Source organism: Frigoribacterium sp. PvP054 (genome assembly GCF_040547465.1).
Lineage (GTDB): Bacteria > Actinomycetota > Actinomycetes > Actinomycetales > Microbacteriaceae > Frigoribacterium.
Genome location: NZ_JBEPPU010000020.1, coordinates 1 through 14,284, shown reverse-complemented (window position 1 = coordinate 14,284; position 14,284 = coordinate 1). Strand labels below are relative to the sequence as shown.

At 70.7% G+C, this 14,284-nt stretch carries 12 protein-coding genes; 4 read left to right on the top strand and 8 right to left on the bottom strand.

Annotated features, from left to right (window positions below):
- Positions 1-2: 2 nt before the first annotated feature.
- From ABID81_RS15275 to ABID81_RS15265, 3 genes are read right to left on the bottom strand one after another with little or no spacing between them, the layout of a single operon-like run.
- On the bottom strand, positions 3-2,276 hold the full coding sequence (locus tag ABID81_RS15275; protein ID WP_354595631.1) for a glycoside hydrolase family 3 N-terminal domain-containing protein: 2,274 nt from the start codon (positions 2,274-2,276) through the stop codon (positions 3-5).
- Positions 2,277-2,328: 52 nt separating this feature from the next.
- The gene (locus ABID81_RS15270) at positions 2,329-3,540 is read right to left on the bottom strand and encodes a family 1 glycosylhydrolase (RefSeq protein WP_354595630.1); all 1,212 of its coding nucleotides are present in this window, start codon (positions 3,538-3,540) and stop codon (positions 2,329-2,331) included.
- Positions 3,541-3,581: 41 nt separating this feature from the next.
- Entirely contained in the window at positions 3,582-4,811 is a 1,230-nt protein-coding gene (locus tag ABID81_RS15265) for an MFS transporter (protein ID WP_354595629.1), read from the bottom strand.
- Between the two features lie 292 nt (positions 4,812-5,103).
- Between ABID81_RS15265 and ABID81_RS15260 the strand changes: the two genes are divergently transcribed.
- The gene (locus ABID81_RS15260; RefSeq protein WP_354595628.1) at positions 5,104-5,709 is read left to right on the top strand and encodes a TetR/AcrR family transcriptional regulator; all 606 of its coding nucleotides are present in this window, start codon (positions 5,104-5,106) and stop codon (positions 5,707-5,709) included.
- A 204-nt stretch (positions 5,710-5,913) separates the two neighbouring features.
- On the opposite strand, the gene ABID81_RS15255 is transcribed toward ABID81_RS15260, so the two are convergent.
- Positions 5,914-6,666, bottom strand: a complete 753-nt coding sequence (locus ABID81_RS15255; protein ID WP_354595627.1) for a gamma-glutamyl-gamma-aminobutyrate hydrolase family protein — start codon at positions 6,664-6,666, stop codon at positions 5,914-5,916.
- A gap of 82 nt (positions 6,667-6,748) precedes the next feature.
- Between ABID81_RS15255 and ABID81_RS15250 the strand changes: the two genes are divergently transcribed.
- Positions 6,749-7,753: a helix-turn-helix transcriptional regulator gene (locus ABID81_RS15250; RefSeq protein ID WP_354595626.1), complete on the top strand. Its 1,005-nt coding sequence runs from the start codon at positions 6,749-6,751 to the stop codon at positions 7,751-7,753.
- Positions 7,754-7,862: 109 nt separating this feature from the next.
- Here the strand turns inward: ABID81_RS15250 and ABID81_RS15245 are convergent, their stop codons facing one another.
- The 4 genes from ABID81_RS15245 to ABID81_RS15230 all read right to left on the bottom strand — a co-directional run bounded on the left by ABID81_RS15245 (position 7,863) and on the right by ABID81_RS15230 (position 12,705).
- Positions 7,863-8,639, bottom strand: coding sequence for a hypothetical protein (locus ABID81_RS15245; RefSeq protein WP_354595625.1), 777 nt, complete (start codon positions 8,637-8,639; stop codon positions 7,863-7,865).
- Positions 8,640-8,765: 126 nt separating this feature from the next.
- On the bottom strand, positions 8,766-10,832 hold the full coding sequence (locus ABID81_RS15240) for a PTS fructose transporter subunit IIABC (protein ID WP_354595624.1): 2,067 nt from the start codon (positions 10,830-10,832) through the stop codon (positions 8,766-8,768).
- Between the two features lie 33 nt (positions 10,833-10,865).
- The gene (locus tag ABID81_RS15235) at positions 10,866-11,834 is read right to left on the bottom strand and encodes a 1-phosphofructokinase family hexose kinase (RefSeq protein WP_354595623.1); all 969 of its coding nucleotides are present in this window, start codon (positions 11,832-11,834) and stop codon (positions 10,866-10,868) included.
- 82 nt (positions 11,835-11,916) lie between these two features.
- Entirely contained in the window at positions 11,917-12,705 is a 789-nt protein-coding gene (locus ABID81_RS15230) for a DeoR/GlpR family DNA-binding transcription regulator (protein ID WP_354595622.1), read from the bottom strand.
- Positions 12,706-13,025: 320 nt separating this feature from the next.
- Between ABID81_RS15230 and ABID81_RS15225 the strand changes: the two genes are divergently transcribed.
- Both ABID81_RS15225 and ABID81_RS15220 read left to right on the top strand, forming a co-directional pair.
- Positions 13,026-13,340 (top strand): hypothetical protein, encoded by a 315-nt coding sequence (locus ABID81_RS15225; RefSeq protein ID WP_354595621.1) that lies wholly within the window; start codon positions 13,026-13,028, stop codon positions 13,338-13,340.
- Between the two features lie 407 nt (positions 13,341-13,747).
- Positions 13,748-14,194: a DUF817 family protein gene (locus tag ABID81_RS15220; protein WP_354595620.1), complete on the top strand. Its 447-nt coding sequence runs from the start codon at positions 13,748-13,750 to the stop codon at positions 14,192-14,194.
- Positions 14,195-14,284: the final 90 nt, after the last annotated feature.

The following is a 14,284-nucleotide window of genomic DNA, read 5'->3' as shown; positions in this document are numbered from 1 at the left end:
GCTCAGGAGACGACGAGGATGGTCGAGAGGTCGGTGTCGGCGGAGGAGCCGCCGACCCAGATATCGATGTGGGTGCGGTCCTGTGTCCAGCCGCCGGTGGCGGCACTCCAGTGACGGAGCTCGTCGGGTCCGAGTGTGAAGGTGACGGTCTTGGTTTCCTTGGGCGCGAAGCTCACGCGTTGGAACCCCTTCAGCTCTTTGACGGGCCGAGAGGATGCCCCGTGTCGCTGGTGGATGTAGAGCTGCACGACGTCGTCGCCAGCATGGTCGGAGTCGTTGGTCACATCGAGTGAGACGGTGACGGTCTCACCACGTTCGATGACGGGCCGATCGAGTCCGAGGTCGTGGTAGCTGAAGGTGCTGTAGCTGAGGCCGTGACCGAAAGGGTAGAGCGGGGTGGACTCTTCGTCCCAGTAGCGCGTGCCCTGGTTCTCGGGCTGGAAGGTCCGGAGGTGTGAGTACACGAGGGGGACGTGTCCGACGTGACGCGGCCACGAGAAGGGGAGTCTGGCCGCTGGGGACACGTCGCCGAACAGGACGGACGCGACGGCATGGCCACCACGGCTGCCGGGGTACCAGACCTCGGCGATGGCGGCCGCGTGCTCGTCCGCCCACCGGAGATCGAGCGGTCGGCCGGACATCACCAGGACGATGACCGGGGTGCCGGTAGCGACGATCCGTTGCAGTTGTTCGAGCTGCCGGCCGGGCAGGTCGAGCGTGGACCGGGACGCGTTCTCGCCGATCTGGTTCTGCCGCTCACCCACGACGACGATTGCGACCTCCGCCTCGGCGGCGATCGCGACGGCGCGATCGATCTCGACATCGTCGTCGTGATCCGCTGGCGTGCCGACGACGGTGGCGTCCATCGCATCGAACATGGACAGGAATGTCCTCGCCGGAACGCCAGCCCCCGGCGCGAAGAGCACGTTCGCGCCGTCAGGGAGGCGCGATGTGATGCCCTCGAGGATGGTGACCGTGTCATCTGTGTCGTGATCGAAGACCCACGGGCCAAGAGTGTCGCGCTTGCTGTCCGCCAGTTGACCGATGACCGCGATCGACTTCGCGTTCGTATCCCGGAGGGGGAGGACGCCGTCGTTCTTCAGGAGGACGATGGACCGCTCGGCTGACGTGCGCGCGAGGTCCCGGTGTGACGCGTCGGCCAGGACGCCGGGAGCTGCGGTCTCGTCGACGTAGGGGGCCTCGAAGAGTCCCAGGCGGAACTTCGCCGTGAGGACACGGCGAACGGCAGCGTCGATCCGATCCTCTTGAATGAGCCCCTCTGCCACGGCCTCGGGCAGGGAAGCGAAGGCGGGTTCGGTCAGGCACATCTCCATGTCCAGCCCAGCCGTCACTGCCCGGGCAGCGGCGTCGGGCGAGGACGATGCGAAGTGCTGCGTGACGAGCGACTTGACGGCGTTGTTGTCGGACACGACGAACCCGTCGAAGCCGAGCTCGTCGCGGAGGATGTCGGTGAGCAGGTGATGGTTGCCGCTCGCCGGGACGCCGTTGAGATCCATGTAGGCGCTCATGATGGTGCTGGCCCCGGCGTTGATCGCCGCCGTGAAGGGTGGCAGGTAGACGTTCCACAGTTCGTTGTCGGAGATCTCCACGTCGTCGTAGTCGCGGCCGCCTCGAGCTGCTCCGTATCCGGCGAAGTGCTTCGGGCCCGCGAGGATGTTCTCGGGCCCGAAATTGCCTTGGAATCCGCGGACGTGGGCTGCGGCGATCGCGGATCCCAGGAACGGGTCCTCGCCGGCGCCCTCGATGATGCGGCCCCATCGCGGATCGCGGGCGATGTCGACCATCGGGGCAAAGGTCCATCGGATGCCGACCGCGCGGGCCTCGCGTGCTGCCACTGCCTGTGTGGCGCGCACCAGCTCCGGGTCCCAGGATGCAGCCATGCCGATCGAGGCCGGGAAGATCGTCCGGAGCCCGTGGATGACGTCGAAGCCGAACAGCAGCGGGATGCCGTGTGGAGACTGCTCGACAGCCGATCGCTGAAGTTCATTTGTCGTGGCCGGGTCCGTGACGAACAAGACCGATCCGGTCCCGCCGCTGGCGATCGCCGCCTTCAGCACCGCTGGTTGGCGGGCGAACGCCTGGTGTTCCGGAGGCAGGGACTCGTAGTCGAAGTCCTCCGGCACATCACCCACGGCGCCGAGGTAGAAGTACTGGCTGAGCTGTCCCGCCTTGTCCTCCAGGGACATCCGGCCCAAGAGGTCCTCGACGCGAGCGGATGTGTCGAGGGATGGGTCCTGATACGGGTGGGGTGTCATGCGGATCTTTCGGTGTCGGAGAACTCGTCGTGTCTGCTGGAGGTCGGCTCGGTCAGCTGTCGGCGGGAAGGGATGCGCCGTTGGTGCGGGAGATGTCGCCGAGCCAGGCCAGGCTCGGTTTCGGGTGCCGGGAGAAGTCGCTGCGGTCGACCCCGATGAGACCGAATGTCGGCTCCCAGTGGCCCCACTCGAAGTTGTCCAGAGCGCTCCAGTGGAGGTATCCGCGTACGTCGATTCCGTCGTGGAGGGTGCGGAGGAGCCCCTGGAGTGCACCCGTGGTGTAGGCGATGCGCTGCTCGTCGTCTGCCGTCGCGATGCCGTTCTCCGTGACGAGGATCGGGAGACCGGTCATCTCGTGGGCCCGGCGGATGGCGATCCCCAGTGCCTCGGGGCGGAAAGCATCACCCGTGAGGGTGTTGTTCGGGCTGGGCGCGGCGGTGACGAGACCGTTCTGGTCGACTTCTCGGGTCGAGTACGCCTGGACACCGATGAAGTCATCGCCCCGGGCTCCCTCGAGGTACAGGTCCTCACGCACCGAGCGCTCCGATTCGAGGTGGTCGGCGTTCTCCTTGGTGGCCCAGAGTCCCATCAGGGCCACGGTCCAGCCGACCTGCGCACGTGTCTTCGTCTTCAAGATGCTCCGAGCGGCACGGTGTGCCTCGACGAGCCGCTGCCCGACCACCGGCGAAGGCGGCGGGATGACGACCCCCTGGTCCTGCTGCACCGTGGGGGTGGCGAAGCCGGCGTTGGCGTCCGGGTTGATGGCCGCCGACATGAGGACCATGAGCCCCAGCATGTTGGGCTCGTTGATGGTGCACACCCATTCGACCCCGTCGAGGATCTTGGTCACCTCGGTCACGTAGGAGCTGAACCGATGGATGGCGTCGTCGCCCATCCAGCCGCCTTCCTCGACGAACCACTTCGGCGCGGTGAAGTGGTGGAGGGTCACGACCGGTGTGAGGCCGAGCTCAAGGGCTGTATCGATCATGCGGCGGTAGTGGTCGAGGGCCGCGCGCGAGAACTGGCCAGGCAGCGGCTCCACCCGCGCCCATTCGATGCCGAACCGGTACGTGGTGAGGCCGGCGTCGGCCAAGAGGGTCATGTCCTCGCGGTAGCGGTGGTAGCTGTCGACGGCGTCGCCGCTGGGTCCGAAGTGCGGCATGACCTGTTCATAGAACCACCAGTCACTGTTGACGTTGTTGCCTTCGATCTGGTGCGGGGCGGTCGAAGCGCCCCAGAGGAACGTCGTGGGGAAGTCGGTCATCGTCGTCTTTCTAGGATCGGGGACAGGGCCGTCGTCTCGGGTCAACTGGGCGTCTTGATGCTGGTGGTCGACTCGTTGGCGCGCTTGCCGAGGCTGATGGGCAGGATCGCGAGACCGCCGAGGACGGCGGAGGCCCCGGCCACGTAGTACACGGACGAGTAGTTCCCCGCCGCGACGGCGATGATGGCGCCGGCGAGGAAGGGGCCGACGGCCTGGGGGATCTGGTTCGCGAGTCCCAGGGTGGAGAGGAATCGTCCGTTCTGGTCCTCCTCTTGGGGAAGGACGTCGAGTTGCACGGCCTGGTCGACGGCGCCGTAGACACCGACGGCGAACGACAGGATGATGCCGCCCAAGATGTACTGCGGTACGCCGGTGCTGGTGCCCGTGACCACCGCAGCGATGCCGATCACGATGGCGCTGGTCCAGAGGAACGGTTTGCGCGTCCCCAGCTTGTCCGAGAGCCATCCGGACCCGAGCGCGCCCAGGATCGAGACGCCCACACCCGCAGTTCCGGCAAGGGCCACGATGCCTCCGACCTCGGCTGCCGAGAGCTGAACGCGAGAGGTCAGGAGGTACACGCCGTAGATGGACGTGAACGCGAGGGAGAGGAAGACGAGCGCTTTGCTCAGCCACACCCAACCGAGGTTGGAGTACTTCCTCGGGTTGAACCAGAACCCCTGGAAGATCTCGCTCGCCCGGACGGCGGAACGGGGGGTCGTCACGGGAACGTCCTTCATGGTGACGACGAAGACGAGTCCACCGAGGAGCGCGAGGACGCCGGGGATCAGGAACATCAGAGCCGGCATCTCCGTCAGTTGGCTTGCCAGGGTGATGCCGACGATCGGGCCGATGTAGGTGAGGGTGCCGTTGATGCCGGCCACGCGGCCACGCTGGTTCTCGGGCAGGCGATCACCGAAGAAGGCCAGGATCATGACTGCCGTGATCGTGTAGCCGATGTAGGCGATGGTCCAGCCCGTGATGAGGGCCCCGAGGTTCGGAAGGAACCCGATGATGGCAGCGCCCACCATGCCGGTGAGGACTCCGAGCAGGAGCCACGGCCGTCGGCGGCCAAGTTTGGATCGCGTCCTGTCGCTGAGGACTCCGACGAGCGGCGTCAGGAAGATGACGATGGTGCAGGGGATGCCGATCGCGAAGGCAAGGGCCGTGTTCCGAGCGTCCGGAGCCAGTGCCTGGATGCGCACCGCGAGAGAGAACGACGAGGGGGCGACGAACGCGATGTAGAGCGTGAGCTGAGCCAGCAGGGCCAGCACGATCTGCTTTTTGGGAAGACGGTCTGGTCCTCCGGGTGCCTCGGTGGCAGCAACGGCTGCACCGATTTCCTCGGAAGCTACCTCGAAGGCTGCAGCCGAGTTGGAAGGGGATGAGTTGGGGACATCCGACATTTCATGACCTCATTGTGATGAAACAAGCTATGGAGAGTGCGATGAGAAAGATAGATTCGCCGGAGTCTGTCTCGGACGGCTCTTACCTAGTGGCCGCTAGATTGTGTCTAGCGATCGGTAGATTACAGTCGGAGTCCGAGCTTGTCCAGTAGGGAGCCTCATGCCTGTCGTCACGACGCGAGCGAAGAAGCCACAAGTCCGCCTGGCGCCTGAAGTTCGGCGACGCCAGATCATCGATGAGGCCACTCGCTTGATCTCGCGGGCGGGATTCAATGCCGTGTCGCTGACGGACGTGGCTTCTGCGTGCGGGATCAAGGGGCCCTCGGTCCTTCACCACTTTCCATCGATGCAGGCCCTTCTCGCGGCCGTCCTCGCGCGCCGAGACGAGGTGGACACGATGGACACCCCGGTGTCGCAGGGGGGCTCGAGTCCCGAAGCTGTGGCAGCCGTACTGCGGAACGTCGTCGTCCGGAACCTCGAGCGTCGTGAGTTGGTGCGGCTCTACGTCGTGCTCGGCGCCGAGGCGGTCGACCCGGCCCACCCAGCCCACGCGTACTTCGCCGACCGCGAGGTGTCCAACTACGCGAACCTCGAGCAGTTCCTCAGCTGGAAGCGGGACGGGGCGCTGGCGGCTCGGGAACTGATGTCGTTCTGGACTGGCCTGGAGCGCCAGTGGGTCATGAACCCATCTGTCGACTTCCTGGCCGTTTGGGATCACTTTGCCGAGCGGTTCTTCGTCGCTGAGGAAAGGCGTGACGCGGCGTAGGTCGGACCCTGTCCCGCAGGGCGAACGCGCCAGGGTCTTTCGCGCCCTGGAATGAGCTGGTGCTCAGAGGCCGGTGGCGAGGTGTGGTGATCGTCACCATGCGCCAGGGGTCGGCCGAGGACCTACTGCGAAAGAGCCCGTGAGACCTGGCCGTTCGTCGACATGTTCAGCACCATCGGCGGCCGGGAACAGCTCTGCCGAGCGTCACGCGCGCGCAGCGTCCCGCGCGAGCGCGGCGTCGCGTGCCGCGACGAGCAGGTCGGTCAGCACCGTGCCGGTCGCCCCGCGGTCCTCCGGGTGCCACTGGACGCACCACACCGGCGCGGAGTCGTGCTCGACCGCCTCGACCGTGCCGTCGTCGGCCCACGCGACGGCCCGCAGCCCGTCGCCCAGCCGGCCGACCGCCTGGTGGTGCGAGCTGCGCACGACCAGCGACGTCGTGCCGAGCACCGACGCGAGCGTGCTGTCGTCGGCGAGGCGGACGGGGTGGTCGACCATGCTGTCCTCGACGCTGTCGGGGTTCACGTGGCCGGGGTGCTCGAGGTGCTGCACGAGGTCGCCCCCGAGCGCGACGTCGACCACCTGCATGCCGCGACAGATGCCGACCAGCGGCAGCCGCGCCTCCACGGACCCGCGTACGACGTCGAGCTGCACCCGGTCGGCCTCGGCGAAGGTCTGGCCGCGGCCGGGATAGTCGGCGGGGCCGCCGTAGTGGCTCGGGTCGACGTCCTCGCCGCCGGTGACGAGCACCGCGTCGGCCTGGGCCAGGGCGGCGCGCACGTCGCCGAGCCGGTTCGCCGGCACCCGCCGCACCGCGAAGCCGACCTGCTCGGCCGCGGCGACGACCGAGGTCGACAGGTCGTCGAGCTCGCGCTCGAATGCGGGGTCGTCACGGGCCTCGTCGGTGACGTCGAGGACCAACAGCGTCAGGAGGCGCGGTGCGGGCGAGTCGCTCATCCCGCCATCCTGGCACCGCGCGACGCTGGCCCCGATGCGAACCGGGCTGGACGGACGCGCCGCCCCACGCGACGATGACGGCATGACCGCCGACGCCGCGCCTCCCGCCGGGTTCCGGGTGGGCGGCGTGCGGCCCGAGTCCGCGGTGCAGGCGTTCGAGTTGGGCTACGAGGGCCACGACCTCGAACCCGGCCGCCCGGGCGACGACTTCTCGTGGCAGCACGTCGCCGTGGGCTCCGGTCCGGTGTCGCTCGTGAGCTGCCGGTTCGGGGCGTCCCTGCGGGGCACGGTGCGGCCGCCCGACGACTACGTCGCCGCCTGGTTCTCGACCGGCGGGGGAGTCGTCGACGTCGGTCGTGCCGAGGTCGGCGTGCGCAGCGGCGAGCCCTTCGCGTTCCCGTCCGACCGCGAGTTCACCTTCGACTACGCCGCCTACCGGCTGAACCTGTTGCACCTCGACCGTCGCTGGCTGGTCTGGTACGCCTCGGTGCGCGACGGGCGCGACCCGGCACCGCTCCGGCTGCGGCACGACCTCGTGCTCCGCGGCGACCGGCGCGTCGCATGGCGGAAGGCGACCGCGACGCTCGCCGAGGCGCTGCTCGGCCCGGCCGCGGCCACCGCGCTCTCGGTGGCCGACGCCACGGCCCTCGCCGCCGACACCCTGCTCGACGCCTTCGCCGAGCCCGCCGGCGGCCCGGGAGGCGCGGGTGCGGGGTCGGGGACGGGTGCCGGCCCGGCGCGCTCGGTCCGACGGTCCCGGCTCGACGCCGCCGTCGACTACATCGACGCCCACGCCGACCGGCCGATCAGCGCGGTCGACGTCGCCGAGGCCGTCGGCGTCAGCGCCCGGGTGCTGCAGAGCACGTTCCAGCAGCAGCTCGGCCACACGCCCACCGCGCACCTGCGGGGCGTGCGGCTGCAGCGGGCGCACGACGAGCTCGCCGCCCTCGAGGGGCGCCCGGGCGAGACGGTCGGCGCGGTCGCCCGCCGCTGGGGCTTCGCCCACCTCGGCCGGTTCTCGGAGCGCTACGCCCGCGAGTTCGGCGAGCGACCGAGCGACACGCTCGGCGGCCCCCGCACGCCCTGACGCCTCGGGGCCCGGCCTCGAGGCCGGTGTCGCACCGCGTCCCGTGCACTGCACCGCGTCGAGACGCGGCGTGGTGCACGAGCCGCGGTGTGCACGCGACCGGCCCGACCTAGTCGGTGCCGTCGATGCCGCCCAGCCGTTCGAGCACGCCGGTCAGGATGGTGCCGGCGGCGTCGGGCAGCACGTGGTGGTTCATGTAGATCGCCTCGAGCCAGGGCAGCACCTCGTCACGCCCCCAGCCGACGGCGTCCCAGTCGACGCCCGGCAGGGCCTTCGTGACGGGCTGGTCGGTGCGCGGGTCGAGCCAGGCCTCGGCGATCGCCACGCCGTCGGACGCCCCCTGCGGCGTCCAGCTGAGCGCGATCGGGTGGTCGTCGCCCTCGATGTGGTCGTGTTCGACGGCGCCCGAGCCGAGCCACGGCAGGGTCAGCAGCTCGCCCTCGATGTCGACCTCGACCAGGTCGAGCTTGCGGGGCTCCTCGACCTCGCAGACGTAGAGGTCGAAGCCGGCGTCGTGCCAGGCGGCGGCCTCGTCGACCTCGTCGAGCAGGTCGGGCATGCGCCGGTGCAGGTCGACGATCAGCCGGGTCGACCACTCGACGAGCACGCGCGTGTCGGCGACGCCGAACGGGCTGAGGTCGCTGTCGTCGCCGTTCGCGAGGTGGAAGTGGTGCTCGACCTCGCCGGAGGGCGTGGTCTCGAGATGCACCTGCCCGGTCTCGTAGCCGACGTAGAGCGCCGTGATCAGGTCGTCGTCGTCGTACTCGGCGTACAGGTTCGGCTTGCCGAGCGCCGTCGGCAGCGGCGTCTGCGCCGCCGGGCGCGGGCCCAGGTCGAACACGGCACGGAAATGGGTGGTGGGGAGCCTCAGGCTCATGTCGGTCACGGCGTGGGGTCCAATCGGTTGCTCACGCCAGGGTAGAGGACGCGGCCGTCCGTCCGCGGGCCGGTGACGACGAGGAGGCGCGCTCCGGGTCTCCCCGGAGCGCGCCTCCGCGTGTGGTCGCGTCGACTACGCGGCGACGGGGCTGCGCTGTCCGACGACCGAGCCGGCCTCGGCGGCCTCGGCCGACGCGTCGGCCCCGGCCACCGCACCTCGGCGGACGAACTTCTTCAGCACGACGAGCACCAGCGCGCTCACCACGGTCCCGGCGACGATCGCCAGCGCCCACATGCCCAGGTTGCCGATCGCGAAGAACACGAAGATGCCGCCGTGGGGTGCCTGCGACGTGACGCCCGCGGCCATCGAGATGGCTCCGGTCACCGCGCCTCCGACCATGCTGGCGGGGATCACGCGCAGCGGGTCGGCGGCGGCGAAGGGGATCGCGCCTTCCGAGATGAACGAGGCGCCGAGCAGCCAGGCGGCCGTGCCGTTGGAGCGCTCGACCTGCGAGAAGCCCTTGCGGTACAGGACGGTCGAGGCGAGGGCCATCGCCAGCGGCGGGACCATGCCGGCGCCCATGACGGCGGCCATGATCATCAGCGGGGCCGGGTTGTCGGAGAGCGAGCCCGCCGAGAGGCCGGCGACGGCGAACGAGTACGCGACCTTGTTGACCGGGCCGCCGAGGTCGATGCACATCATCAGGCCGAGGATGACGCCGAGCACGATCGCGCCGGTGCCGCTCAGGCCGTTCAGGAAGTCGGTCAGGGCGACCGTCAGGGCCGCGATCGGGCCACCGAGCACGAGCACCAGCAGACCCGAGGCGAAGATCGACGCGAACAGCGGGATGATCACGACGGGCATCAGGCCGCGCAGCCAGCGGGGCACCTCGGGCTTGCCGATCCAGTAGGCGGCGAAGCCGGCCAGCAGACCGCCGACGAGGCCGCCGATGAAGCCGGCCCCCATGAAGACGGCGACGGCACCGGCGACGAAACCGGGCGCGATGCCGGGTCGGTCGGCGATGGCGTAGGCGATGTAACCGGCGAGGGCGGCCACCAGGAAGCCCATGGACAGGTTGCCGATCTGGAACGCCGCGGCACCGAGGAAGTACATCAGGCCCTCGGGCGGCAGGTTGAAGAGCGAGTAGTCGGTGAGCACGGTCGCGGCGTTGCCCGCGATCTCGTAGCCCGAGAGCAGGAAGCCCAGGGCGAGCAGCAGGCCGCCACCGGCGACGAACGGGATCATGTACGAGACGCCGGTCAGCAACCAGCGCTTGAGCGACGAGCCGAGGCCCTGCCTCTCGGCGGTCGAGCCGGCGACGGCTCCGGCGGCCGTGCCGCCCACGCGGGCGGCGTTCGGGTCGTTCGCGGCGGCCAGCGCCTCCTTGACCATGGCGTCGGGGGCGTCGACGCCGCGCTTGACCGGGCCGCGGACGACGGGCTTGCCGGCGAAGCGACCCTGGTCGCGCACGTCGACGTCGACCGCGAAGATGACGGCGTCGGCCTCGGCGATGACGGCCGGGTCGAGCGGGGTGACCGTGCCAGAGCCCTGCGGTTCGATCTGCAGGTCGGCGCCGAGGCGCTTGGCGGCGGCGACCAGGGCGTCGGCGGCCATGAAGGTGTGGGCGATGCCGGTGGGGCAGGCGGTGACGCCCACCAGCTTCGGTCGACGGGCACCGCCCTCGGCCGAGGAGGCGCCGGTCGCGCCGGCCGCGGAGGTCGCGGTGGCGCCGCGCGTCTCGGCGACCTCGCCGCTGACCTCGTCGTCGACGAGCTCGACGATGTCGGCGGGCGTCCTCGCGGCCCGCAGCGCGGCGGTGAAGTCGTCGCGGATGAGCGCCCGGGCGAGGGTCGAGAGCACCGTCATGTGGTCGCCGTCGGCGCCCTCGGGCACCGCGATCATGAAGACGATGTCGGCGTCGCCGTCGGGGGCGCCGAAGCCGACCGTCCGCGCGAGGCGCGAGAAGGCGAGCGTCGGCTCGGTCACCGAGGCCGACCGGGCGTGGGGGATCGCGATGCCGCCGGGGACGCCCGTGCCGACCGACGCCTCGCGCTTGATGGCGTCGTCGGCGAGCGAGTCGGCCGAGCCGGCGCGGCCCGAGGCCGCGACGCGCGCCGCCAGGGCGCGGATGACGTCGGTCGACGTGCCGCCCAGGTCTTCGTCGAGACCGACGAGGTCGGTGCTGATGAGGGATGACATGCTGTTCTGCTCCTTGGGGTTGGGCGACGCTGCTCAGAGGTGCCCGACGGCCGCGGGGGCCACCGGGACGACGTCGATGTCGTCAGGGAAGGTCTGGTCGAGGCGGGGGACGATGCTGCCGGGCAGGGCCGCGGCGGCGGCCCCGGACGCGACGGCCTGGGCGAGGCGGGCCGGGGCGGGGGCCCCGGCCGTCTCGGCGAGCAGGTAGCCCGACAGCGACGAGTCGCCGGCGCCCACCGTGCTCAGGGCGGTGATGACGGGGGCGGCGGCGAACCACGACCCCTCGTCGTCGATCAACAGGGCGCCCGCGCTGCCGAGGGTGAGCAGCACGGTCTCGACGCCGAGCTCGCGCAGGCGGCGGGCCCCGGCGACGGCCGAGGCCGGGTCGGCCTCGTACGCCACGGGGTCGCCGCCGACGATCTCGGCGAGTTCGTCGGCGTTGGGCTTGACGAGGTCGATGCCGACGCCCGAGGCGATCAGCGCCGCGAACGGTTCGCCCGACGAGTCGACCGCGATGCGCGGGGCGGCGTCACCGCAGGAGGCGCGCACGGCTCGGACGACGTCGGCCAACCAGGTCGTCGGCAGGCCGGGGGGCAGCGACCCGGCGAGCACCAGCCACGAGGCGAGCGCCGCGTGCTCGACCACGAGGGCGGTGAGCTCGTCGACGTGGGCGCCGAGGTCGGGGCCGAGCTCGTTGACCTTCGTCGTCGTCCCGTCGGGCTCGGTCAGGGTGACGTTGGCCCGGAGCCGCTGGCTGATCGGCAGGTTGACGGTCGGCACGCCGCGCTCGCGGAGGGCGGCGAGGACCGGGTCGTCGAGCGCGCCGGGCAGCAGGGCCACGGTCTCGGCGCCGGACGCGGCGAGGGCCCGCGAGACGTTGACGCCCTTGCCGCCGGGCTCGTCTGTGGTGCTCACCGAGCGCTGCACCGACCCGCGCTGCAGCGCGCCCGGCAGCTCGATCGTGCGGTCGAGCGAGGGGTTCGCGGTGACGGTGAGGATCATGCGGTGCCTCCGGGCGGCGGGACGAGGTCGTGCGGGGGCACGAGGGGGCGGGTCGTGCGGACGGGGGCGAGGGCGGGGGCGCTCACGCGACGATCACCTCGACGTCGGCGAGCTCGAGGGCGTCGGCCAGGTCGGGGGCGGGGGTCGCGTCGGTGACCACCGTGTCGACCTCGGCCAGGCGCGCGAACCGCACCAGCGCCTCCTCGCCGTGCTTCGTCTGGTCGACCACGGCGACGACGCGGCGCCCGGCCCGCACGTAGGCGGACTTGACGGCCCCCTCGAACTCGTCGGGGGTCGACAGGCCGAAGCCGGCGCTCAGGCCGTTGGCGCCGACGAAGACGATGTCGGGGCGGAGCGCCTGGATCTGCTCGACCGTGCTCGTGCCGACGGCTGCGCTGGTGAGGCCGCGGACGCGACCGCCGAGCAGGTGCAGGTCGACGTGCGCGCTGTGCTGCAACAGGGCCGCGATGGGCACGGCGTTCGTGATGACGGTGAGGACGGTGCCGGGGGTCGCGGGAGTCCAGCGCGCGAGCTCGGCGGCGACGGCGGCCGTCGTGGTGCCGGCGTCCAGGGCGATGGACCCGGTGAAGGTCGGGGGCACGAGGTGGGCGGCGGCCCGGGCGACCGTGGTCTTCTCGGGGCTGTGCCGGGTCTCGCGCTCGCTGAGGCTGAGCTCGGTGACGCTCGAGCGGCCCGCGGCGACGGCACCGCCGTGGACCCGTTGCAGCAGACCGGACTGCTCGAGGGCGTCGAGGTCGCGCCGGACGGTCTCGGCCGTGACGTCGAGACGGAGGGCGAGGTCGCTGACCGAGACGCGGCCGTCGGAGCGCAGGGCCTCGGCGATCGACTCGTGGCGTTCGGTGGCGTACATGCGACCTCCTCGTCGTCTCGCCGTGCTGCTGATGTCCGTTCGGCTGTGGTCGACCCGCCGTTGCGCCGACTGTACGACGCTTCAGGGCCGAAAACAAGACAAAAGCAGAAAAACGAAGAAGAACACAGATCCAAAGCTGGACCGGGCCCGCCATGTCCGCAATGCGCACTCTCGACGATCTGGCTAGATCATCTAGCTACTCACCTGTCAGAGTTGTCGACGTACCGGTTCACGGCGGTACGGGCACCGACTTCACGGGCGGCGTCCCACGTTCCAGCAGGTTCCTCAGGTGGCGCAGGGTCACCAGAAATGAGAAGAACATGACCATCAGCAGCACCTCCCTCCAGGGCCTCGGCCACGAGCAGCTCGTCTCCCTCGTCCGCGGCACGGTGGGTTCGGCCCGCCCCACGGCGACCCGCGCCACCACCGGTCGGGTCGACTCCGGCCTCTACCGCCGCGACCCCCGCGTCCCCGCGGCCCGCATCGAGACCTACCCGCGTCGGCGTCGTGCCCGCGCGGCAGCCGTCTCGCTCGCCGCTCCCGTCGCCGCCTCCGTCTCGGCGGTTGTCGCGGTCGACGAGCCCACCTACGCCGACTTCCTCGTGGCCGCCCCGGCCCACGCGATGTCGGCCTGAGGCAGGCTCGATGACCTTCGCGCAGCGCATCCTCGCCGACCAGGTCGGCGACCACGTGTCGTACTTCGACACCGCCCTCGACGACACCGACGACCTCGACTGAACGGCCCACCATGACCCCCTCGCTCCCCTCCCTCGACACCCTCGTCCACCCCGACCTCCACGAGTACGTGGCCGACCGCTACCCCTTCGTGGCGGGCCTGGTCGACGACGACCAGATCTGATCACCCCGGGCCCCGGCCCGGTGCACGACTTCGGACGGGCTGACGCCCGGCCCGTCGACGGTGCGTACCAGCGACCCGCAGCGCGGGACGCCGACGAGCACCCCACGAGAGCCCCCTCACCCGCCCGGTGAGGGGGCTCTCGCGTGTCCGCGGGGGCGTCGGCGTCGCGGACGCGACGGCTTCATGTACGCGGCGGTCGCGAGCTACGTCTGCCAGGCGTGGCGCCGGCTCGACCTGCGCGTCGACCCCGTGCCGATGGCGGCGACCATGGCCGTCGCGGTCGGGTTCTACGTCAACTTCTTCACCAACCACTGGGTGACCGACCTGCGCTGGGTGCTGCTCGGCGTCGCCACGCTGCTGATCGCGCGGCGGTCGGTGACCTTCCGCGTGCGGGGCGTCGACCGGCGCATGCCGTTGCTCGTGTCGTTCGCCCTGATCGGCGTGTTCATCTGGGTCGCCGAGAACGTCGCGACCCTGCTCGGGGCCTGGACCTACGCCTCGCAGGCCGACGGCTGGAGCCTCGTGCACCCGAGCAAGATCGGCTCGTGGATGGTGCTCGTGATCTTCAGCTTCGTGCTGGTGCTCTGGCTGAAGCAGCGGAAGGGCGGCTCGACGGCCCCGGCGGCCTGAGGTCGCACCACCGTCGCGTCGTCGAACCACGCTCGGGGGTGGTTCGACGACGCGGACGTGGTGCGGCCTCGCGTGCGTGAGCCGCGCGAT